Below are 23,905 nucleotides of genomic sequence, written 5' to 3' on the forward strand. Positions count from 1 at the left end.
GGGGTCGGACGACGGGGAGTCCGTACGGCGGAGGGCCGGGCGCCGGGCGGCCGGGAGCGCGGCCGGGGGGCGGCGCGACCGGGGGGCGCGACCGGGGAGGGTGGCGCGGCGGTCTCAGCGGCCCTTGTGCAGTAGCTCGTTGACCAGCGCGCCGTCCGCGGGCAGCACCCGGCCGTGCCGCAGCGTCATCCCGAGGGCTTCGGCAAGACCGTTCAGGCCGGTGTCCACGGCCGCCTCGACGGCCACGGCGAGGCCCGTGACGGCCGCCCGCCCTTCCCGTACGCCCGTCAGGGCGAGGCCGGCGGCGAGCAGGAGGGCGGCAGGGCGGCGCAGCCGGGGCGAGCGGGCCGGACCACAGCCGGCCGACCCGGAGGTGGCGCCCGGTCTCCCAGGGCGGCGCCCGGGTGTGATCACGCGCCCCCGGCCGGCCGACGGCCTCGGCAGCCCTGGTGTTCCTCCGCTGCCCGCCGGGCGAGGAATCGCCTCGCCGCCTCGACCGTCTCCGTGCGGAGCTCGTCGACGGTCACGCCCCAGCCTCCTCCCAGCAGGCCAGGTGCCGGCCGCGGTCGACGAGTTCGCCCAGCGCCTCGGGGTGACCGAGGCGGTCCGAGAGTTCCGCCCAGATCAGGTCGGCGCCTGCGGCGGGATCCAGTGTCCCGTCGACGATCTGTTCGGCGACCCAGGTGACCTCGGCCCACAACGCGGCCCGGGGGTCGTCCGGTGCGCGGAACGACAACCCCAGCTCCTCCAGCACGAGGTCGAACAGCGGGGGTGCGTCCGGCTCTTCGCTCCTTGTCAGTCCGGCCAGGAGGGCGAGCGAGGGACTGCTCACGCCGGCGAGCAGCGCGTCGAGCCCCGCCTGGACGAGCCGGTCGGATCCGACATGCCGGCCGAAGGCCCTTTCCTTCGCGAGGTGATGGAGCTGCTGGAGGGCGTCGGAAGGGGCGGGGTGGTTCGGCGCCGCGGAGGGGGCGGCGCTCACCGCTGCTCGCCGCCACGGGAGTGGAGCACGGCCGTCGCGATCTCCCGCACCCGGTCCATGGTGATTCCCGTGCGCTGTTCGACGGCGAGAGGGTGGTGGGTGGGTTCGAGCTCGACATAAGGCCGCTCGCCGACCGGGCGGGTGTGGACGTGGGTCTTCAGGTTGAGGGTCGTGGCCGGGTAGACCGGCAGGTCGGTGGTGAGCCAGCCGAAGTACGGCTCCTCGCTCTCGCGGCCCGGCCTGTCCCACAGGTCCGCCGCCCGGGAGAAGTTCGCACGGCTGAGCGAGACCCAGACGCCCCAGGAGAACACCTCGCCGGCGTCGACGACGGGTATCTCGATGAGGCCCTTGACGAAGTAGTGCTGTCCGCGGACCACGCACTGGTCCGACGAGAGCAGGCAGTCGCCGGCGTCGGCGAAGGCCGGCTCCCACACGGCCGGGGCCTCGGCCGTGTAGTTCATCGGCAGCTCAGGGTGGTGGGCCCCGCAGCACGTGCAGGTGAATCCGGGATCACTCGTCATGGGGCTGGAGCCTAGTGACGGGCGTCGGTGCGGCGTCGGGCGGGCGGCGCGGTCGTCCACGCCGGTCAACCTCTTCAAGGACGCCGGGCCCGGGGCGGAGTGTCGTCATGGCGGCGGTGCGTGACCGAGGGGCTGGCCCAGCAAGAGATGGTTAGGTTAGCCTTACCTCACCGTCGCCGACCCGTCCCGCGAGGAGTCACCTTGAGCGCCGCCCACGACACCGTCCCGCCCGAGCAGACCGCGGCCGAGCACGTCCGTTCCGTACTGGCCAGGGCCATCTCCCTCTCCCTCACCCTGGACGGCCAGGACGTCGACCTCATCGGCATGCACTCCGTGGACGCCGAAGGACGGATCACCCTCCATCTCCCTGCCGACAGCCCCCTGGCCCTCCGGGTCGCCACCGGGCCGGACGACGGCCCCGCCGCCGTGCTGGAGTTCACCGACATCGCCCCCACGCCGCTGCGCGACCGGGTACGGGCCAGGGTGACGATCTCGGGGCGGCTCGCCCCGATGGTGGCGTACGGCGGCGCCGCGGCCCGGCTCGAGCCGGCGCGGGTGACGCTGCGCACCGCGACCGGGACCCACGAGGTCGGCCTCGGCGCGTTCACCCTTGCCGAGGCCGACCCGCTCGCGGTCGAGGAGGCCGCGATGCTCACGCATCTCGCCGACGCCCACGAGGAGATGGTGGCGGACCTCGTGGTCCTCGCCGGATCCCGCCTGCCGCACGGCGTGGTGCGGGCCCTGCCCCTCGCCGTCGACCGGTACGGCATCACCCTGCGCTGCGAGTACCGCGAAGGGCACTGTGACCTGCGCCTGCTGTTCCCTGCCACGGCCCGCGACGCGGCCGAGGCCGGGGAGCAGGTCAGGCGGCTCCTTGCGACGCCGCGCTGCGCGCACCACCACCGCCACCCGTCCCCCCGCCCCTGACCCGTCAGCACAGCGCGTCCCACTGGTGCAGTGCCCGGAGGGCGGCGGCACGGAGGCCGGGGGCCGCGGGGCCCGATCGGGCCTGCGGACCGGCGGGGCCGGCGGGGCCCGGGGTCAGGAGGAAGTCGGCGACCGGCGTGAGGAGAAGCGGGGTGCCGGCGGCGGGGGTGAGGAAGCGGGCCCGGTCCCAGGTGTGCCGGATGACGGTGCGGCGGAGCAGGATGCCGTGCCGGGCGAGGCGGGGCGGAGTACGGGAGGCCGCGGCGCGGCGCCGGTGTTCGGGGGCGAGCTCGCGGGCGAGAGCGGCGCGGACGGCGGCGAGCGGGCCGAGCGGGAGGTGCTCCGCGGCGCGGTCCAGGAGCGCGGCGGCCTCCGGGGCCAGCCGGTAGGCGGCGAGGACGGCGGCGGTCTCGGCGGCGTCGAAGGAACGGCCGGTGAGCGCGGCGACATCGAGGAGGGCGAGGGGGCCGGGGGGCGGCGCGGGCCGGTGCAGCCGGGACTCGGCGAGGGCGATGAGGCACTCCACGTGTTCGTCGGCGACCAGGTACGGCCGTACGGGCACGGTCGACCCGTCGCCGGGAAGCGCGGCCGTGCTGAGGTGGACGCGGTACCAGGGGTCGGCCAGCGGGTCCTCGGCGGGCCAGTGGACCGTGACGGCGGTGTGGTGCGGGCGCTCGCCGAGCAGGGACACGTCGACGTGCTCCACGGGGTGGTCGGTGACCACCCGGATGACGGCCTGCCAGAGCGCCGCCTCGTCGGGGGCGACGAGTTCGAGGCCGTCCAGGGGGCGGAGCAGACCCGGCGGGTAACAACCGGCGAGCGGGAGACCGCGGATGGCGCGGACACCCGTGGCGCGGGCGAGGTCGGCGGCCAGGCGGGCGTAGTGGGCGGCGCGGTCGCGGGCCCGGCGCAGTTCGGCCCGCGCGGGCTCGCCCATCCGCACCCCGTCGCGGACCAGCGCGGAGAGCACCAGATGCGGCAGATGGCGGCAGGACCGGGCGCGGTGGAGCAGTTCGGCGGGCCCGTCGGCCGGGTCGGCGTCGAGCAGCCGGTACAGCAGTGCGGTATTCACGGACGTCCGCCTCCGAAGGTAGGGTCAGGGCCCGGCTCCACCGGCGGGCGCGAGGGGCGGGCGGCGGGCCCCGTACCGTCTCCGGCCGGCCCGCGGCACGACGATTCTGCCCAGCGGGGTTCAACACCCGGTCACCACACGCTCAACACACTCTCGACACCGAGTACGACGCTGTGGTTAAAAAGGTGACACAAATCTGACATGCGTGCCGACGGGGGTGGGCACCGTGTTCCGGGGTGTTGGGGGCACAATGGGCGATCTCCGTTTCTCGTTACTCGGTCTCATGCGGGCTCACCGGGGCACCACCGCGCTCAAGGTGGGAAGTCCGCAGCAGCAGGCGATGCTGGCGGTGCTCCTGCTGCGGCCGGGGTACGCGGCGAGTGCCACCGATCTGATCTCCGCGCTGTGGGGCGAGGAGCCGCCGGGCGCGGCGATGACCACGGTGCGCACCTACGCATGGCGCTGGCGCAAGGTGCTGGACGCCGAAGGGAAGGGTGGGGAGGGGCCGGCCGGGGGCAGGGCCGGGACGGGAGCTCGGGCCGGAACCGCGGCCGGGGCCGAGCGTCCGGCGTCGAGCGTGCTGGTGTCCATGGGTGATGGCTACCGGCTGGTCCTGCCGAAGCTCGCCGTGGACGCGGCCCGGGCGGAGGCACTGGGCACCGAGGCGGAGCGCACCGCGCGGACCGATCCGCTGCGCGCCCGTGACCTGCTCAACCAGGCGTTGGAACTGTGGCAGGGCGAGCCGCTGGCCGGCATCCCCGGTCCGTTCGCGGAACGGCACCGGCAGCGGCTCGAAGAACTGCGCCTGACCCTGCTGGAGGAGCGCATCGGCCTCGACCTGACGCTCGGCCGCCACTCGCGCTGCATCCCCGAGCTGACCTCGCTGACCACCGAACACCCGCTGCACGAGCGGGCGTACGGGCTGCTGATGCGGGCCCTGTACCAGGCCGGGCGGCAGGCGGACGCGCTGGCCGTGTACCGCGGAGTGCGGCAGTTGTTCCTCGCGGAGCTGGGCGTCGCTCCGGGTGCGGAGCTGGATCAGCTGCACCGGAGGATCCTGGAGGGCGATCCGGCCCTGGCCGCTCCGGAGCCGAGCACGCTGACGGTCACGGCGACGGGGACGGGAACGGGGACTGGGACGGGGGCGGGGACCGGGACGGCAACACGGGCAGGGGCGCGCCCCGGGGAACCGGGTCCCGGGGAATCGGGGCCCGAGGCGGGGCGGCGGGCTTCGGAGGAGTCACCGGAGTCGTGGCGGGACACGGAGGCGGCCCGGGACGGCGGCGCGGAAGGGGCCGGTTCCGGTCCTCGCGCGGCCGGACCGGGCCGCCGGACCGAGCGGGAGGGCACGGACCCGGGTGAGGCGGGCCCAAGACCGGCCTCCGCACCGCCCAGACCGGCCCAGCTCCCGCCGGACGCCGCCGACTTCACCGGACGGACCGCACCCGTCCGGATGCTGGTCGAGGCGCTCGGCACCCCCTCGGCGCAGGCACTGGTGATCGCCACCGTGGTCGGCATGGGCGGGGTCGGCAAGACCGCGCTGGCGCTGCACGTGGCCCACCGGGTCCGGGAGAGCTATCCCGACGGCCAGTTGTACGTGGACCTGCGCGGCTCCGACCCCGTACCGGCCGATCCGGAGGCGGTGCTCAGCGGTTTCCTGGTGGCGCTCGGGGTGCCGGGCGACGCCGTGCCGGACGGCCTCGACGCACGTTCGGCGCTGTTCCGGTCCGTGGTGGACGGACGGCGGCTGCTGCTGGTGCTCGACAACGCCAAGGACGCGGCGCAGATCCGGCCGCTGCTGCCCGGATCGGTCGGCTGCGCGGTCCTCACCACGGGGCGCACCCGGCCGGCCGGGATCCCCGCCACGGTCCCGGTCGACCTGGACGTGTTCCAGCCCGCCGAGGCGCTGGACCTGCTCGGCCGCACCATCGGCACGGCACGTCTCGAAGCGGAACGGGAGGCGGCGCGCGAACTGGTGGTGGCCTGCGGCCATCTGCCGCTCGCCGTACGGATCGTGGCCGCCCGGCTCGCGGCCCGCCCGGGCTGGACCGTGGAGACCCTCAGCCGCCGGCTCCAGGTGGAGCGGCGGCGGATCGACGAGCTGCGGATCGGCGACCTGGCGGTCGCGGCGGCCTTCGAACTGAGCTACCGGCAGCTGACCGCCGACCAGGCGCGGGCGTTCCGGCTCGTCGCCTCGGTGGACGGTCCGGACATCGGGCTTCCGGCCGCCGCCGCGCTGCTCGACCTCGACGAGTACGACGCCGAGGACCTGCTGGAGGCGCTGGTGGACGTGGCGATGGTGGAGTCGCCGTTCCCGGGCCGCTACCGCTACCACGACCTGCTGCGGGCGTTCGCCCGGCGGCGTCCCGCGGAGGGGAAGGGCTCCTCCGCCTCGGCGGGGCACGGTACGGCGGCGGGCGGCGAGACGCCGGTCGGGGAGGTGGTGGTCGGAGAGGTGGTGGCGGCCCGGGACCGGCTGCTCGACCACCTCCTCGCCACGGCCTGTACGGCCTTCCAGCACGCGGTGCCGGGCGATCCGGCGGCGGGCGCCCTGGGCCCGGCGCACTCCCCGGGCGTGGCGCTGGCCGGACGTGAGGCGGCGCGGGAGTGGGCGGCGGCGGAGCGGGCGGGCGCGGCGGCGCTGGCGGCCCAGGTCGCGGCGGACGCGAGCGCGGGTACGACGACCGGGACGACGACCGCGACCGCGCCGACGGCTGGGGCGGTGACCGGCGTGCCGGGGACGGCGCTGCGGGCCGCGATCGACCTGCTGATCGCGCTCACCCCGTTCGTCCTCAGTCCGCCGAGCCGCCAACTGGCCACCACGGCGGACGCGTTGGCCGAGGCCGCGGTGCGGCACGGTGATGTACGGGCGGCCGGGCGGGCGCACTTCCTGCGCGGGAACGTGGCCCTGGCGGCGACCCGCCTCGACGCGGCCGAGGCGGCGGCCCGCCAGGCGGTGGCCGCGGCGCGGGCCGCCGGTGACACGGTGATCCTGCGCCAGGCGCTCAACGACCTCGGCCTGATCTGCCAGTTCCTCAGCCGCTTCGACGAGGCGGTGGACCACTACGACGAGGCGCTGGTGCTCGCGAACGAGCTGGGACACCGCTCCGGCGCCCTGGTGACGACCGTGAACGCCGCGCTGGCACGCGTACGCAGCGGGCGGGCCGCCGAGGCGGTGGAGATCTGTCACGAGGTGCTGGCCGAACTGCGGACCCGGCAGGACGACCCCGGGCGGGCGTACACCCTGTACGTCCTCGGCCTGGCGCTGCACGGACTCGGGCAGCACGAGGAGGCGTTGACCTGGTTCGGGGAGTGCCTGGCGGTGGCGACGGGGGCCGGTCTGCGGGACCGGGCCGCGCACGCGCGCTACCGGCTCGCGGACAGCCTGCGCTCGCTGGGCCGGGCCGACGAGGCGCTCGACCACGCCGGGCAGGCGCTGGTGCTCTGCGAGGAGCTGGGGGCGGAACGGGACCAGGCCCAGGCGCTGTGGGTGCTGGGCCGGGCGCTGATGGACCTCGGGCGCGGGGCCGAGGCCGGGGCGCGGCTGCGGCAGGCGTACGAGATCTTCCGCCGGCTGGGGCTTCCGGAGGCCGCCGAGGTGGCGGTGCTCCTGGAGGAGCCGGCGTTCGCGCTGGTCGATCCGTAGGGCGGGGGAGAAACGGTACTGCTCAGGATCGCGGAGGCGGATGCGGATGCGGATACGGATGCGGCGGCAGGGGCGGGGGCGGGACCGGCTCAGGAGCCGGTGCTGTTCCAGTCCTTGTCGTCGGTCGGGGTGGGGGTCGGGGTGGCCACCGTGCCGGTGACGGCCACGCCCTGGTCGGTGCCGGCGACGCCGTCGGCCATCGCCGTGCCCGCCGCGCCGAGGGCGATCACCGCGCCGAGACCGAGGCCCGCGACGACCAGGCGGATCCGGGTGGCACCGAGGGTGGTCGAACGCTTCGCCATGACTGCTCCCTAGGACGTCTTCCCTGGTGGGAAGGGGTTTTCCGGGGCTTCCCGAAGTGCTCCGGGCTGATGGCACCACCATGGCAAGGCGCGTTCAACGGCCGATCGACGCACGAGCACCGTGCGTCGATCGCCGTCGTTGATCGGGGGCCGAGCGGGGGCTGATCGGGGGCCGAGCGAGGGTTGACCGGGGTGTCGGTCGGGGCGTTGGTCACGTGTCGGCCGGGGCGTTGATCCGGGTGTTGTCGGGGCGTGGGACGGGCGCCACGTCAGAGGGACCCGTACGGGCTCAGCCTGCCTCGCGGATCTCCAGGGTGCAGCACTTCACGCTGCCGCCTCCCTTGAGCAGCTCCGAGAGGTCCACCCCGAGGGGCCGGAAGCCCCGTTCGCGCAGGCGGGCCGCCACTCCGGTCGCCGCCTCGGGCAGCACCACGTTGAGCCCGTCGCTCATGAGGTTGAGCCCGAACGCCTCCGCGTCCTCCTCCTCCACGAGCACCGCGTCCGGGAAGAGCCGTCGCAGCACCTCCCGGCTGCCGGGCGAGAACGCGCCGGGGTAGTAGACGATCTGGTCGGCGTCGAGGACGCCGAGCGCGGTGTCGAGGTGGTAGAAGCGCGGGTCGACGAGATCCAGGCCGATCACCGGGCGGCCGAGGAACTCCTGGGCCTCCGCGTGGCCCGCGGAGTCGCTGCGGAAGCCGCGTCCGGCCAGCAGGTGACGGCCCGTAAGCAGCAGGTCCCCCTCGCCCTCGTTGACGTGGAGCGGGTCGTGGGTGGTGAAGCCGTTGGCCCGGAACCACTCCAGGTAGGCGGGGCCCTCGGCGGCGCGCTCGGCGTCGCGGAACCGGGCGCCGAGCACACGGCCGTCGACGACGGTGGCGCCGTTCGCCGCGTAGACCATGTCGGGCAGTCCGGGCAGCGGGTCGATCAGGTCGACGCGGTGGCCCAGTTCGACGTACAGGTCGTGCAGCCGTTCCCACTGGACGACGGCGAGGTCGGTGTCGACCGGCTTGGCGGGATCCATCCAGGGGTTGATCGCGTAGCTGACCTCGAAGTGGGTCGGCCGGCACATCAGGAAGCGGCGCGGGCGGGCGGTGCGGGGCATGGAGGGCTCCCGGAGGTCGGGGTGCGCGCCGGAGAGGGACCGGACGGCGGGGACGAGGGGTTCAGGAGGAGGAGGCGGCGGGCCGGTCGGGGAAGCTCCGCAGCCCGCGCAGCGGACTGGCGAGGAGCACCGCGCCGGCCGAGAGCAGCACGCTCGCCATGATCCAGAGGGTGGTGCGGGCACCGAGCAACTCGCCCAGCCAGCCGCCGAGGAGGGCGCCGACCGGGATGGCGCTGAAGTTGACGGTCGAGGCGCTGGCCCGGATGCGGCCGATCATGGCGGGCGGGCAGTACGCCTGGTAGAAGCTGCCGGCGATGACGTTGCCGGCGATCACGCCGCAGACCGCGACCGCCCAGGCCACCGTGCTCACCGCGAGCGGCAGCCGCTCCCCCGCCAGCGGCAGGAGCAGGATGAACGGCGCCCCGACCAGTTCGCACAGCAGCAGGCCGCGTGCCGTGCCGAATCGGCGGGCGATCCGCCCGGCGAGCGCCGCCCCGGCCAGACCGCCGACCGACACCACGGCGAACACCGCCCCGACGCCGCCGGGCGTCACGCCCACGCTGCGGACCAGGAAGATCATCTGTACCGCCTGGATGCCGTTGAGGCCGAGGTTGCCGACGGCCGCGAAGCTCGCCAGCGTCCGCAGGTACGGGTCACGGACCAGGAACCGGACGCCCTCGCCGATCTCGCGCAGGATCCCGCGCCGCTCGGAGACCGGCGGCGGCTTCTCCTCGGCCCGGATGGAGCCCAGGAAGAGCGCCGAGACGAGGTAGGTGGCCGCGTCGGCGAGCAGACCGCTGGCCGCGCCGAACGCCTGGGCGAGCACACCGGCCAGGCCGGGGCCGGCGATCTCCGCCGCCGCGTCCCCGGACCGCAGCTTGACGTTGGCCTCCAGCAGGTCCTTCTTCGCGACCAGCGAGGGCAGGACCGCACCGTAGGCGGTGGACAGGAACACCTTCACCGCGCCGGCCAGCAGCGCCACCGCCACCAGCTGGGCCATGGTCAGCAGGCCGAACCAGCCGGCCACCGGCACGCTGCCGAACAGCAACAGCAGGAGCAGGTCGCAGACCAGCATCACCTTCAGCCGGGGCCAGCGGTCCACCCAGGCCCCGGCCAGCAGGCCGAGGAAGAGCCACGGCACCCAGGCGGAGGCGGTCAGCAGGCCGACCATGAACGGCGAGGCGTCCAGGGTGACGACGGCCACCAGCGCGAGCGCGACATTGCCGACGGCGGTGCCGAGGCCGCTGGTCGTCTCGCCGATCCAGAGCTTGCGGAAGTTTCCCTGGGCCCACAGGCCCCAGCGGCTCCTCGGCGGCGTGCCGTCCGCCGGGGAGGAGGCGGGCACCGGGGGCGGCTGGACGGAGGCGGTGGTCATCGCGGGTCACTCTCCAAGCTTCTCGGCCAGCACGGCGGCGATCCGGGCGAGCGGCTCCGGTCGCGTCATGGCGCCGTGTGTGCAGGGGATGCGGTGCTCCTCGACGCGGCCGTCGACGTACGGGCGCCAGGCCGTCCCGTAGGGCCAGTCGGCGGGCTTGTCGAGGGTGGCGCCGAAGAAGACGGCGTCGCCCCGGTAGCGGTCGGGCACGTGCTCGGCCATCAGCTTGCGGTGCTGGTCGAAGACGTCGGGCAGGATGCCGGCGGCTTCGCCGAGGAGTGCGGCGAGGGCGGCCTGGCCCTGCCCGTCGGCGGGATCGTGGCCGAGGGAGACGAGCAGTTCGGCGAGGGTGTCGACGGGGGCGTCGGGGGCGTCGGTGGGCGGGTCGCCGGCGGCGCCGTGACGGACGGGGTCGGCGGGCAGGCCGTCGAGCAGCGCGAGCAGGGCGACCTCCTGGCCCGCCGCGTCGAGGGCCACGGCCATCGCCTGGGCGACCACCGCGCCGAAGGACCAGCCGAGCAGGTGGTACGGCCCTTCGGGCTGGACGGCGCGGATCTGCCGTACGTAGTCCTCGGCGATCTCGCTGACGGAGGCCGGGGAGCCGCCGCCGAGCAGGCCGCGGGCCTGGAGGCCGTGGACCGGGCGGTCCGGGTTCAGGTGGCGCAGCAGTCCGGAGTAGACCCAGCTGATGCCGGCGGCGGGGTGGACGCAGAACAGCGGGGCCTTGGTGCCCCCCTCGCGCAGCGGGAGGAGCACGTCGAGGGCGCTGGGGGTGCCGGGGCTGCCGGGGAAGTCGGGGCTGTCGGGGGCGCTCTCGCTCGTGTCCGGGGGGAGGGTGAGGCGCCGGGCCAGGGACGCCACGGTCGGGGCGTCGAAGAGCGCCCGCATGCCGAGGTCGGCGCCGAGTGCGGTACGGATCCGGCCGAGCAGCTTCATCGCGAGCAGCGAGTGCCCGCCGAGGTCGAAGAAACCGTCGTCGACGGAGACCGGGCCGGGAAGGCCCAGGACCTCGGCGAAGAGGCCGCAGAGCAGTTCCTCGTGCGGCGTGCGGGGTGCGCGGCCGGCGGTCGCGGCGGGGAAGTCGGGGGCGGGGAGGGCGCGCCGGTCGACCTTGCCGCTGGGGGTCAGGGGCAGCGCGTCGATCGGGACGACGGCGGCCGGAAGCATGTAGCCGGGCAGTGACTCGGCCGCGAAGGCGCGCAGTTCGGCCGGGTCGAGCGGGCCGTCCGCCACGACATGGGCGACGAGCCGGGGGCCGGCGGTGCCGCCCTCCTCCTCGTGAGCGGTCACGGTGGCGGCGAGGACGCGGGGATGGCGGGTGAGCACGTGCTCGATCTCGCCGGGCTCGATACGGAAGCCGCGGATCTTGACCTGCTGGTCGGTGCGGCCCAGGTAGTCGAAGTCACCGTCACGGGTGCGGCGGACCAGGTCTCCGGTGCGGTACATCCGCTCCCCCGGCGCGTACGGGTCGGCGACGAACCGCTCGGCGGTGAGCGCCGGCCGGCCGAGGTAGCCGCGGGCGAGGCCGGCTCCGGCCAGGTACAGCTCGCCGGGGACCCCGGCGGGCGCGGGGTTCAGGTGCTCGTCCAGGACGTAGGCGCGGGTGCCGAGCACGGTGCGGCCGAGGGCCGGGCGCTCGCCGGCGGCGAACGGCCGGGTGAGCGCGTCGACGGTGCACTCGGTGGGGCCGTAGAGGTTGTGGCCGGTGGTGGCCGGGGCCTCGCGCAGCCGGGTCCAGAGCGACGGGCCGACCGCCTCGCCGCCGAGCAGGACGACCTGGGGCGCGGGGTCCTCCAACAGGCCCTCCTCGATGAGCTGTTCGGCGTACGAGGGGGTGACCTCCAGGACGTCGATCGCCTCCTGCCGTACGTGCCGGACGAGTGCGGCGGCGTCGCGGCGGACCTCGTCGCCGACGAGGTGCAGTTCGTGGCCGGCGATCAGCCAGAGCAGGCCGTCCCAGGAGGCGTCGAAGCAGAGCGAGGCGGTGAGCGCGACGCGCCGCGGGCGGCTGCCGTGCCGGAGCTCGGTGGCGCCGATCGGGCCGCTCGGGGAGCGGTGGGAGGCGAGGAGCGCGGCGATCGAACCGTGGCTCACCACGACGCCCTTGGGGCGGCCGGTGGAGCCGGAGGTGTAGATCACGTAGGCGGCGTCACCGGCGGTGGCGCGGAGCGGCGGGTTGCCGGACACCGGGCCGCTTCCCTCGCCGGCGGGGGTGGTGGCCGGGAGGGTGTCGGGGCCGCTTCCCTCGCCGGCGGGGGCGGTGGCCGGGAGGGTGTCGGGGCCGCTTCCCTCGCCGGCGGGGCGGGTGGCCAGGAGGCTGTGGGGGCCGCTCTCCCCGTACGCCTGGGTGGCGGTCGTCAGGGGTGCGGGGCCGCTCTCCCCGTACGTCATGGCCATGGGCAGGACGGGCAGGCCGGTCAGCAGTTCGGGCCGGGGCCAGCCGTCGCCGGTGACGACCATGGTGGGGGCGGCGTCGGCCAGCATGGCGGCGGTCCGGTCGGCCGGGTGCTCGGCGTCGAGCGGGAGGGAGGCCGCGCCGGACTTGAGCACGGCGAGCAGGGCGATCACGCTCTCCGCGGAGCGCGGCAGGGCGAGGGCGATCACCGACTCGGGTCCCGCGCCGGCGGCGACCAGGCGGTGCGCGAGGCGGTTGGCCCGGTCGTTCAGCTCGGCCCAGGTGAGCCGGGTGCTTCCGGCGACCAGGGCGGTCGCGTCGGGGGTACGGGCCGCCTGGGCCTCGAAGGCGGCGGGCAGCAGCGGGACGTCCGCCGGCAAGGGGGCTCCGGGGCGGGTGAGTTCCGCGTGCTCGGCGGTGGAGAGCAGGTCGATCCGGCCGATGGGGTGGTCGGGTCGGGCGGCGGCCGCCGTCAGCAGGCGGCCCAGTCGGACCGCGAGGGACTCGACGGTCTCGCGGTCGAAGAGGTCGGTGGCGAAGTCGATGGCGCATTCGAGGCCGGCGGGCGCACCGTCGGTGTCGAAGGACTCGCCCATGGCGATGGAGAGGTCGAACTTGGCGACGTGTCCGCCGACCGGTTCGACGGTGGCGGGGAGGCCTGCCAGGTCGAGCGGCGCCTCTCCGGCGGCGCCCGGCCCACCGGCCCGGCGACCGCCCTGGCCACTGACCTGACCACCGGCCTGGCCATTCACCTGGCCACCGCCCTGGCCACCGCCCCGCCCGCCGCCCTGGAGCAGCAGCATCACCTGGAAGAGCGGGTGGCGGGCGAGCGAGCGGGCCGGGTTGAGCTCCTCGACGAGCCGCTCGAAGGGGACGTCCTGGTGAGCGTGGGCGTCGAGCTGGGTCTCCCGGACGCGGTGGAGCAGGTCGGTGAAGGTCGGGTCGCCCAAGGTGTCGGTGCGCAGCACGAGCGTGTTGACGAAGAAGCCGACCAGGTCGTCCAGGGCCTCGTCCGAGCGTCCGGCGGCCACGGAGCCGATCGGGATGTCGGTGCCGGCGCCGAGCCGGGTGAGCAGAGCGGCCAGCCCGGCCTGCAGGGTCATGAACATCGTGACCCGGTGCTCGCGGGACAACGCGACCAGCGCGCGGTGCAGTTCGGCGCCGAGCGGGAGGACGACCCGGTCGCCGCGGTGTCCGCTGTCGGCGCGCCGGGGGCGGTCCAGCGGGAGCGACAGCTCCTCGGGGAGACCCGCCAGGGCGTCGCGCCAGTAGGCGAGCTGCCGGGAGACCAGGCTCTCCTGGTCGTCCTCGTCGCCCAGCAGCTCGCGCTGCCAGAGCGCGTAGTCGGCGTACTGGACGGGCAGCGGCTGCCAGTCGGGTTCCGCGCCGTCGCGGCGGGCGGCGTAGGCGGCGACCAGGTCGCGCAGGAGCGGGTCCATGGACCAGCCGTCGCCCGCGATGTGATGCAGGACGAGGACGAGCAGGTGCCGGTCGGTGTCGCCGTCGCCCGTGAGCGGCAGGAGGTGGGCGCGGAAGGGAAGGTCGCCGGCCAGGTCGAAGGGGCGGGCGGCGCACTCGGCCAGGGCGGTCGCGGGGTCGGCGGGCGGGGTGGTGCGGCGGTCGAGGAGGATGCGGGCGTCGCCCGGCGGGACGATCCGCTGCCGGGGTTCGCCGTCGTGCTCCTCGATGACGGTGCGCAGGATCTCGTGTCGTACGGCCAGGTCGTCGAGAGCGCGTTGGAGGGCGTCCGGGTCGAGCGGGCCGGTGACGCGCAGGGCGAGCGGGAGGTTGTAGAGGGCGCTGGGGCCTTCCATGCGGTCGATCAGCCAGAGCCGCCGCTGGGCGAAGGAGAGCGGAAGGGTGTCCGGCCGCTCGCCGGCGGTGAGCGCGGGCCGGGCCCCGGCGGCGCCTGCTCCGGATCCGCCGGCCGCGGCGGCGTCGAGGCGCTGGGCCAGTCCGGCCACGGTCGGCGCCTCGAAGACGTCCCGGACACCGATCTCGGCCGCGAAGACCGTGCGGACCCGGCTGACCAGCTTCATGGCGAGCAGGGAGTGCCCGCCGAGGGCGAAGAAGTCGTCGTCGGCCGAGACCGGCCCGGTCACGCCGAGCACCTCGCCGAACAGACCGCAGAGGATCTCCTCTCGTGCCGTACGGGCGGCCCGGCCGCCGGCGAAGAGCTGGAAGTCGGGGGCGGACAGGGCGCGCCGGTCGACCTTGCCGCTGCCGGTCAGCGGCAGCGCGTCGAGGGTGACGACCGCCGAGGGCACCATGTGCGCGGGCAGGCTGTCCGCCGCGAACCGCCTGAGCTCCAGGGCGAGTTCGACGCCCGGGGCGGTGACCGCGCAGTGGGCGACCAGGCGACGGTCGCCGTCGGCGCTCTCGTGCGGGGTGACGACGGCCTGGTGGACGGCCGGGTGGGCGGTGAGGACGGCCTCGATCTCGGCGGGCTCGATCCGGAAGCCGCGGATCTTGACCTGGTGGTCGGTGCGGCCCAGGTAGTCGATGCGGCCGTCGCGGGTGCGGCGGACCAGGTCTCCGGTGCGGTACATCCGCTCCCCCGGCGCGTACGGGTCGGCGACGAACCGCTCGGCGGTGAGCGCCGGCCGGCCGATGTAGCCGCGGGCCAGGCTGTCCCCGGCCAGGTACAGCTCGCCGGGGACCCCGGCGGGCGCGGGGTTCAGGTGCTCGTCCAGGACGTAGGCGCGGGTGCCGGGCACGGTGCGGCCCAGCGTGGGGCGTTCCGTGTCGGCGTACGCCTGGAGCAGGGTGTCGACGGTGCACTCGGTGGGGCCGTAGAGGTTGTGGCCGGTGGTCGCGGGGGCCTCGCGCAGCCGGGTCCACAGGGACGGGCCGACCGCCTCGCCGCCGAGCAGGACGACGCGTGGCGCGGGGGCCTCCAACAGTCCTTCGGCGATGAGCTGTTCGGCGTAGGTGGGGGTGAACTGGACGGCGTCGACGCCGGTCGTACGGAGGTGGTGGACCAGGGCGGCGGGGTCGCGGCGCAGGTCGTCGCCGATGAGGTGCAGTTCGTGGCCGGCGACCATCCACAGCAGGCTGTTCCAGGAGGCGTCGAAGCAGAGCGACGCGGTCAGCGCGGCACGCATCCGGCCGTGTGCCCGCTGGGGCCCGGCGAAGGTCTCCGCCTGGTGGACGGCGAGCAGGCCGGCGATCGAGCGGTGGCTGATGACGACGCCCTTGGGGCGGCCCGTGGAGCCGGAGGTGTAGATCACGTACGCGGCGTGCGACGGGTCGATCCGTACGGGCGGGGCCTCGGCGGGCTGCCCGGCCCAGGCCCCCTCCCCCGCGTCCAGGACGGTCAGACCCTCCACCACCTCCGGCAACGGCCAGGCGGACACGGTGAGCACGGCCGCCGGACGGGCGTCGGCCAGCATGTGGGCCGTCCGCTCCCTCGGATACTCCGCGTCGAGCGGCAGGAACGCCGCCCCCGCCTTCAGGACGCCGAGCACCGCCACCACCGACTCCACAGAGCGGGGCAGCGCCAGCGCCACCACGTCCTCCGCGCCCACACCCGAGGCGACCAGGCCATGGGCCAGCCGGTTGGCGCGCGCCTCCAGCTCCGCGTACGTGAGCCGCGCCTCCCCGAAGACCAGGGCCGTCAGATCAGGCGTGGCCGCCGCCTGGGCCGCGAAGGCGGCCGGTACGAGCGGCAGTTCGGCGGGCAGCGGGCGGTGGCCGCCGAGGAGGGCGGTGCGCTCGTCCTCGGTCAGCAGCTCGGCGCGGCCGATCCGCTGGTCGGGCCGGGCGGTCACCGCCGCGAGCAGGCGGCCGAAGCGGGCGGCGAGGGACTCGACGGTCTCCCGGTCGAACAGGTCGGTGGCGAAGTCGATCGCGCAGTCCAGGCCGGCGGGTGTGCCGTCCGGGCCGAAGAACTCCTCCAGCGTCACGTTGAGGTCGAACTTCGCGACCCCGGTGTCCGCCGGAAGGGCCTCCGCGCGCAGTCCGGCGAGCGCCGGATCGGCCCCGGCGTTGGACTGGAGGACCATCGCGACCTGAAAGAGCGGGTGCCGGGCGAGCGAGCGGGCCGGGTTGAGTTCCTCGACGAGCCGCTCGAAGGGGACGTCCTGGTGGGCGTAGGCCCCGAGGCCGGTCTCCCGGACTCTCCCGAGGAGTTCGGCGAAGGTCGGGTCGCCCGAGGTGTCGGTGCGCAGCACCAGGGTGTTGACGAAGAAGCCGACCAGGTCGTCCAGGGCCTCGTCCGAGCGACCGGCGACCACGGAGCCGATCGGGATGTCGGTGCCGGCGCCGAGCCGGGTGAGCAGCGCGGCGAGGGCCGCCTGGAAGGTCATGAACAGGGTGACCCGGTTGTCGCGGCTCACGTCGACCAGGGCGCGGTGCAGTTCGGGACCGATGGCCAGGGCGACCCGGTCGCCCCGGTGGTCGGCCCGGACGCCGCGCGGCCGGTCGACGGGAAGCGCGAGCTCCTCCGGGAGGCCGGCGAGGGTGTCGCGCCAGTAGGCGAGCTGGCGGGAGACCAGGCTCTCCTGGTCGTCCTCGTCGCCCAGCAGCTCGCGCTGCCAGAGCGCGTAGTCGGCGTACTGGACGGGCAGCGGCTCCCACGCGGGCGCGTGGCCGTCCCGGCGGGCCGTGTAGGCGGCGGCCAGGTCGCACAGCAGCGGTCCCATCGACCAGCCGTCCCCGACGATGTGGTGCAGGGCGACGACAAGGACGTGCTCCTCGGGGGCGACCCGCAGCAGGGTGACCCGTACGGGCGGTTCGGCAGCCAGGTCGAAGGAGCGGCGGGCGGCCCGGTCGACCTCGGCGTCCACCGACTCGGGGGCGCAGTCACGGCGTTCGACGGGCGGTGCGGCGTCGGCGGGGGCGAGGACCAGCTGGTGGGGTTCGCCGTCGTGCTCGGCGATCACGGTGCGCAGGATCTCGTGGCGTGCGGCCAGGTCGCCGAGGGCGCGTTCGAGCGCGGCGGGGTCCAGCGGGCCGGTGAGGCGCAGCGCGAGCGGCATGTTGTAGAGGGCGCTCGGCCCTTCCATGCGGTCGATGAGCCAGAGCCGCCGCTGGGCGGAGGAGAGCGGCAGCCTTTCCGGCCGCTCTCCTGCGGTCAGGGCGAGCCGGGCGCGGGCGGCGTCGAGGCGCTGGGCCAGACCGGCGGCCGTCGGCGCCTCGAAGACGTCCCGGATGCCGAGTTCGGCGCCGAGCGTGGCGCGGACCCGGCTGAGCAGCCGGGTGGCGAGGAGCGAGTGGCCGCCGAGGGCGAAGAAGTCGTCGTCGGCCGAGACCGGCCCGGTCACGCCGAGCACCTCGCCGATCAGACCGCAGAGGATCTCCTCGTGGGCGGTACGGGCCGGCCTGCCGGTGCCGCCGGCCGCCGCGAAGTCGGGGGCGGGCAGCGCGGACCGGTCGAGCTTGCCGTTGGCGGTGAGCGGCAGGGCGTCGAGGGTCACGAAGGCCGCGGGGACCATGTAGTCGGGCAGAGTGGCGACGGTGTGGGCGCGCAGCGCGGCCGGGTCGAGCGGGGTGTGTGCGACGACGTAGGCGGCCAGCCGGGTGCCGGCCGCGCCGTCCGTGGCGTCGGTGTGGGGCAGCACCGCGGCCTGGAGGACGTCGGGGTGGGCGGTCAGGACGGTCTCGATCTCGCCGGGCTCGATGCGGAAGCCGCGCACCTTCACCTGGTGGTCGGTGCGGCCGAGGTACTCGACCAGGCCGTCGGGGCGGCGCCGGACGAGGTCGCCGGTGCGGTACATCCGCTCCCCCGGCATGTGCGGGTCGGCGACGAAGCGCTCGGCGGTCAGGGCGGGGCGGCCGAGGTAGCCGCGGGCGAGGCCGGCGCCGCTGAGGTACAGCTCGCCCGGGACGCCGGGCGGTACGGGCCGCAGAGCGCTGTCCAGGACGTGGGCGCGGAGGTTGGGCAGCGGGCGGCCGACGAGCGGGCGCGAATCGCCGGACAGGCGGTGGTACAGCGCGTCGACGGTGCACTCGGTGGGACCGTACATGTTGAGCACGACGGTGTCGGGGGCGGCGCTGAGCGTCGTCCAGAGGCTCTGGCCGAGGGCCTCGCCGCCGACCATCAGGAGGGTGGGCGGGCAGCGGTCGAGCAGGCCCTCCTCGACCAGCCGCTCGGCCTGGCCGGGGGTGACGTCGAGGACGTCGGCGCCGGTGTGCTCGGCGTGACGGACGATCGCGGCGGCGTCGCGGCGGACGTCGTCGTCGAGCAGGTGGAGTTCCTGGCCCGCGACCATCCACAGCAGGGATTCGAGGGCCGTGTCGAAGGAGAGCGAGGCGGTCTGGGCGAACCGGAACCGGCGCCCCGGGCGGGCCTTACGGGCGGCGGCGACGGTCTCGCCGCGGTGGAAGGCGAGGAGGTCGGCGAGTGCGCCGTGGGTGACGACGACGCCCTTGGGGCGGCCCGTGGAGCCGGAGGTGTAGATCACGTACGCGGCGTGCGACGGGTCGATCCGTACGGGCGGCGCCTCGACGGGCTGCCCGGCCCAGGCCCCCTCCCCCGCGTCCAGGACGTTCAGACCCTCCAGGACCTCCGGCAACGGCCAGGAAGGCACGGTCAGCACGGCCGCCGGACGGGCGTCCGCGAGCATGTGGGCCGTCCGGTCCCTCGGATACTCCGCGTCCAGCGGCAGGAACGCCGCCCCCGCCTTCAGCACACCGAGCACCGCCACCACCGACTCCACGGAGCGCGGCAGCGCCAGCGCCACCACGTCCTCCGCACCCACACCGGCGGCGACCAGCCCATGCGCCAGCCGGTTGGCGCGCGCCTCCAGCTCCGCGTACGTGAGCCGCGCCTCCCCGAAGACGAGGGCGATCTCGTCGGGGGTGGTGGTCGCCTGGTCGGTGAAGGCGTCCGGGACGAGCGGGTCGGGGCCGGGGCGGGCGGTGTCGTGCCATGCGGCCAGCGCGGCGCGGCCGGTCTCGCCGAGGACGTCGAGCGCGGCGACCGGCTGGTGGGGGTCGTCGGCGGCCTGGGCGAGCAGGCGCGGCAGGGCGTCGGCGAGCCGTTCGGCGGTGGTCCGGTCGAACAGGTCGGTGGCGAACTCCAGGCCGCCCTCGATGCCGGCCGGGCTGCCGTCGGGGTGGTGGCGCTCGGAGAGGTTGAGGGTGAGGTCGAAGGCGGTGGTGGGCAGGCCCAGCGGCTCGTACGCGGTGCGGGTGCCGGGGAGTTCGGGGCCGCCGCCGGCGGTGTTGTCGAAGGCGATCATCACCTGGAACAGCGGGTGCCGGGCGAGCGTGCGGGCGGGGTTGAGCTCCTCGACGAGCCGCTCGAACGGCACGTCCTGGTGGGCGTACGCGGCCAGATCGGCTTCGCGGACCCGGGCGAGGAGTTCGGCGAAGCTGGGCCGGCCGGTGAGATCGGTGCGCAGCACCAGGGTGTTGGCGAAGAAGCCGACGAGTTCGTCGAGGGCCGGGTCGAGGCGGCCGGCCAGCGGGGTGCCGATCGGGAGGTCGTCGCCCGCGCCGAAGCGGTGCAGCAGGGTGGCGTAGGCGGCCTGGAGCACCATGAAGAGGGTGACGCCGTGGGCGGCGGCCAGGTCGGCGAGGCGCGCGTGCAGGTCGGCGTCCAGGTCCAGCGGGACGACGTCGCCCCGGTGGGTGGCGACCGCAGGACGCGGCCGGTCGAGCGGGAGCGGCAGCTCGTCGGGCAGCCCGTCCAGGGCCTCGCGCCAGTACGCGAGCTGGCGGGCGCCCGCACTCTCCTGGTCGTCCTCGTCGCCGAGCAGCCGGTGCTGCCAGAGGGTGTAGTCGGCGTACTGGACGGGCAGCGGCTCCCACACCGGCCGCTCGCCGCCGAGCCGGGCGGTGTAGGCCTCGGCGAGGTCGCGGAAGAGCGGCCGCAGGGACCAGCCGTCGCTGGCGATGTGGTGCATCACCAGGAGCAGGACGTGCTCGTCGGGCCCGTACGGGGACGCGGACGGCTCGGGGCGCAGGTAGGCGTGCAGGGGGATGTCGGCGGCCAGGTCGAAGGTGTGGCCGACCAGCTCCCGCACGGGCCGGTCGGTGAGGGTGAGCAGCGGCGCCGGAGGGGCGGTCAGGACCCGCTGGAAGGGGACGCCGTCGTGCTCGCCGAAGACGGTGCGCAGGGCCTCGTGGCGGGCGACGACGTCGCCGAGCGCGGCTTCCAGGGCGGCCGCGTCGAGGGGACCGGTCAGGCGGAGGGCGAGGGTGACGTTGTACGTGGCGGAGGGGCCCTCGGCCTGGCCGAGGAACCACAGCCGGCGCTGCGCGAAGGAGAGCGGCAGCCGCTCGGGCCGGGGCTCGGGGCGCAGTGCGGGCCGTGCCGGGTCGGTGGCGAGGCGGGCGGCGAGGGCGGCGACGGTCGGGGCCTGGAAGAGGTCACCGATGGCGAGTTCGGCGCCGAGTTCGGTGCGCGCCTTGCCGACCAGGCGGGTGGCGAGGAGGGAGTGGCCGCCGAGTTCGAAGAAGTCGTCGTCGATGGTGATGTCGTCGATGCCGAGGATCTCGCCGAAGAGCGCGCACAGGGCGCGCTCGCGTTCGTCGCGCGGGGCGCGGCCGGTGGAGTCGGCGCCGAGGTCGGGGGCGGGCAGGGCGCGCCGGTCGACCTTGCCGTTGGCGTTGAGGGGCAGCGCCGGCAGCACGACCACGGCGGAGGGGACCATGTAGCCGGGCAGGGTGTCGGCGGCGAAGTACTTGAGCTCGGCGGCGAGTTCGGGGTTCTCCTCGCGTACGGAGTCGAGGACCGCGCAGTAGCCGACGAGGCGGGTGTCGCCGGGGCGGTCCTCGCGAGGGATCACGATGACCTGGCGGACGGCGGGGTGGCGGGAGAGCACGGCCTCGATCTCGCCGGGCTCGATGCGGAAGCCGCGCAGTTTGACCTGGCCGTCGATCCGGCCGAGGAACTCGATCGCGCCGTCGGCCCGGCGCCGGACCAGGTCGCCGGTGCGGTACATCCGCTGCCCCCTCGCGTACGGGTCGGCGACGAACCGCTCGGCGGTCAGCGCGGCCCTGCGCCAGTAGCCGCGGGCGAGGCCCGCCCCGGCCACGTACAGCTCGCCGGGGACGCCGGGCGGCACGGGCCGCAGCCGGGCGTCGAGGACGTGGGCGCGCATGTTGTCGAGGGGGCCGCCGATGGGGGGCCGGGGGCCGGTCAGGTCGGCCGGGGCGAGGGGGTGGTGGGTGGCGAAGGTGGTGGCCTCGGTGGGCCCGTACACGTGGGCGAGGAGCAGGTCGGGGCAGTGGTCGAGGACGCGGCGCATGAGGGTGGCGGAGGCGGCTTCGCCGCCGGTGCAGACGGTCCGCAGGGCGCGGAAGGTCTCCGGGCTCTGCTCGGCGACCAGGTCGAAGAGCGCCTTGGTGAGGAAGACGGCGGTGACCTCGTGCCGGGTGACCACGGCGTGCAGGGCGGCGGCGTCCAGGCCGCCGGGCGGGGCGACGACGACGGTGCCGCCGGACAGCAGCGGCGTCCACAGCTCGTAGGTGGCGGCGTCGAAGGCGTGCGGGGAGTGCAGCAGGATCCGTTCGTGCCGTCCGTCCTTCCAGCGGCGGTCGGCGGCGAGGTCGACCACGTCGCGGTGGCGGACGGCGACGCCCTTGGGGGTGCCGGTGGAGCCGGAGGTGAACATCACGTAGGCGAGCCGGTCGGGGTGGACGGGCAGGCCGGGGGCGTGGGCCGGGGCATCGGCCTCGTCGCCGGGGCGGACCACGACGGCGGTGTGCGGGAAGCCGGGGTCGGCGCGGTCGGTGATCAGGACGGGCGCGGCGGTGTCGGCGAGCAGGGCGGCCATCCGCTCGGGCGGCAGGCTCGCGTGCAGGGGGACGTAGCAGCCGCCGGCCTTGAGGACGGCGAGGGTGGCGACGACCAGGTCGACCGAGCGTTCCATCAGCAGGGCGACCGGGGACTCCGGGCCGACGCCGGAGGCGACGAGGTGGTGGGCGAGGCGGTTGGCGCGGGTGTCGAGCTCGGCGTAGGAGACGGTGCCGCCGTCGTGGGCGAGGGCGACGGCGTCGGGGGTGCGGGCGGCCTGGGCCTCGAAGAGCTCCGGCAGCGAGCCGGCCGGTACGGGTGCGGAGGTGGCGTTCCACTCGCCGCTCAGGCGCCGGTGCTCCTCGGGGGTGAGGATGTCGAGGGTGCCGATCGGCGCGTCGGGGTCGGCCGCCGCGGCGGTGAGGAGCCGGCCGAGGCGGGCGAAGAGGGTGGTGACGGTGGCGCGGTCGTAGAGGTCGGCCGCGTACTCGGCCGATCCGCTGAGGCCGGCCGGGGTGCCGTCGGGGGTGTGCCGCTCGGTGATGCCGATGTTCAGGTCGAACTTGGCCACACGCAGGCCGAGTTCCTCGGGTGCCGACTCCAGGCCGGGCAGGCCGAGTTCTCCCTCCTCGTGGTTCTGCAGGACGAGCAGGGTCTGGAACAGCGGGTGGCGGCCGAGGGCGCGGGCCGGGTTGACCTCCTCGACCAGCCGTTCGAAGGGCACGTCCTGGTGGGCGAAGGCGTCGAGCTGGGCTTCCCTGGCCCGGCCGACGAGGGTGGCGAAGGAGGGGTCGCCGGAGGTGTCGGTGCGCAGCACCAGGGTGTTGACGAAGAAGCCGACCAGGTCGTTCAGGGCCTCGTCGGAGCGGCCGGCCACACCGGTGCCGAGGGGGATGTCGGTGCCGGCGCCGAGCCGGGTGAAGAGGGCGGCGAGGCCGGCCTGGAGGACGGAGAACAGGGTGGTGCGGTGCCGGCGGGCCAATTCCGCGAGGGCGGTGTGCAGTTCGGGGCCGTACGCGAACGACACGGCGTCGGCGGCCCCGGTCGGGGCGGGCGGGCGTGGACGGTCCACCGGGAGCTCCAGCTCCTCCGGCAGTCCGGCCAGCGTCTCGCGCCAGTAGGCGAGTTGGCGGGCCATCAGGCTGTCGGGGTCGGTGTCCTCGCCGAGCAGTTCGCGCTGCCAGAGGGTGTAGTCGGCGTACTGGACCGGCAGCGGCTCCCAGTCGGGGGCACGGCCGTCCAGGCGGGCGGCGTAGGCGGTGGCGAGGTCACGAAGGAGCGGGCCGAGCGACCAGCCGTCGCCGGCGATGTGGTGGAGCACGAGGAGCAGCACGTGCTCGGCGGGGGCCGGGGCCGGGGCCGGGGGCAGGGATCCGGGCGTGACGGCGGGGGCCGGTGCCGAGGGACCGGAGCCGGACGGGACGGCGAGGGCCGGTGCCGAGAGACCGGAGCCGGACGGGGCGGCGGGGGCCGGTGCCGAGAGACCGGAGCCTGGAGAGGCGGCGGGGGTGAGCGAGAAGACCGTGACCCGGAGGGGCGTCTCGGTGCTCAGGTCGAAGGTGCGGGCGGCGGCCCGGTCCCGCAGGGCGGGGTACTCCTCCGGTGCGCAGTCCACCGTCTCGAAGGCGGTCTCCGCCTCCGCGGACGGCAGGATCCGCTGCACCGGAACGCCCTCGTCCACCGGGAACACCGTGCGCAGGGCTTCGTGCCGGGCGACCACGTCCGCCGTCGCGGCGCGCAGGGCCGCGATGTCGAGCGTGCCGCGCAGACGGACCGCGAACGGCAGGTTGTAGAGCGCGGTCGGCCCTTCGATCTGGTCGATCAGCCAGAGACGCTGTTGTGCGTACGAAACCGGGATCACGGTGCTTCCTCTGCTCACGTCACGGCGTGGATGGGTT

At 75.3% G+C, this 23,905-nt stretch carries 9 protein-coding genes and 1 pseudogene; 2 read left to right on the forward strand and 8 right to left on the reverse strand.

The window, feature by feature from the left end; all coding sequences use genetic code 11:
• Positions 1-114: 114 nt before the first annotated feature.
• The 3 genes from ABTZ91_RS08705 to ABTZ91_RS08715 form a co-directional block, all read right to left on the reverse strand.
• Positions 115-414, reverse strand: coding sequence for a hypothetical protein (locus tag ABTZ91_RS08705; RefSeq protein WP_352076419.1), 300 nt, complete (start codon positions 412-414; stop codon positions 115-117).
• 109 nt (positions 415-523) lie between these two features.
• Positions 524-982, reverse strand: coding sequence for a hypothetical protein (locus ABTZ91_RS08710; protein WP_352076420.1), 459 nt, complete (start codon positions 980-982; stop codon positions 524-526).
• On the reverse strand, positions 979-1,443 hold the full coding sequence (locus ABTZ91_RS08715) for a DUF2199 domain-containing protein (RefSeq protein WP_352076691.1): 465 nt from the start codon (positions 1,441-1,443) through the stop codon (positions 979-981). The genes ABTZ91_RS08710 and ABTZ91_RS08715 overlap by 4 nt, the downstream gene beginning before the upstream one ends.
• Before the next feature lie 261 nt (positions 1,444-1,704).
• Between ABTZ91_RS08715 and ABTZ91_RS08720 the strand changes: the two genes are divergently transcribed.
• Positions 1,705-2,430: a DUF2470 domain-containing protein gene (locus ABTZ91_RS08720; protein ID WP_352076421.1), complete on the forward strand. Its 726-nt coding sequence runs from the start codon at positions 1,705-1,707 to the stop codon at positions 2,428-2,430.
• A gap of 4 nt (positions 2,431-2,434) precedes the next feature.
• Here the strand turns inward: ABTZ91_RS08720 and ABTZ91_RS08725 are convergent, their stop codons facing one another.
• Positions 2,435-3,502 (reverse strand): hypothetical protein, encoded by a 1,068-nt coding sequence (locus tag ABTZ91_RS08725; RefSeq protein ID WP_352076422.1) that lies wholly within the window; start codon positions 3,500-3,502, stop codon positions 2,435-2,437.
• Positions 3,503-3,785: 283 nt separating this feature from the next.
• Between ABTZ91_RS08725 and ABTZ91_RS08730 the strand changes: the two genes are divergently transcribed.
• Positions 3,786-7,148 carry a BTAD domain-containing putative transcriptional regulator gene (locus ABTZ91_RS08730; protein ID WP_352076423.1) on the forward strand — a complete coding sequence of 1,121 codons (3,363 nt, stop codon included), beginning with the start codon at positions 3,786-3,788 and terminating at the stop codon, positions 7,146-7,148.
• 89 nt (positions 7,149-7,237) lie between these two features.
• On the opposite strand, the gene ABTZ91_RS08735 is transcribed toward ABTZ91_RS08730, so the two are convergent.
• The 4 genes and pseudogenes from ABTZ91_RS08735 to ABTZ91_RS08750 form a co-directional block, all read right to left on the reverse strand.
• Entirely contained in the window at positions 7,238-7,450 is a 213-nt protein-coding gene (locus tag ABTZ91_RS08735; protein WP_352076424.1) for a hypothetical protein, read from the reverse strand.
• Positions 7,451-7,739: 289 nt separating this feature from the next.
• Positions 7,740-8,552, reverse strand: a complete 813-nt coding sequence (gene ddaH, locus ABTZ91_RS08740) for a dimethylargininase (protein WP_352076425.1) — start codon at positions 8,550-8,552, stop codon at positions 7,740-7,742.
• Positions 8,553-8,613: 61 nt separating this feature from the next.
• A complete protein-coding gene (locus tag ABTZ91_RS08745) occupies positions 8,614-9,927 on the reverse strand; it encodes an MFS transporter (RefSeq protein WP_352076426.1) in 1,314 nt (437 codons plus the stop codon).
• Positions 9,928-9,933: 6 nt separating this feature from the next.
• Positions 9,934-23,844 (reverse strand): annotated as a pseudogene (locus tag ABTZ91_RS08750) (amino acid adenylation domain-containing protein); the annotation flags it as partial.
• Between the last annotated feature and the right edge of the window lie 61 nt (positions 23,845-23,905).

Source organism: Streptomyces sp. NPDC126499 (assembly GCF_040302485.1).
GTDB lineage: Bacteria > Actinomycetota > Actinomycetes > Streptomycetales > Streptomycetaceae > Streptomyces.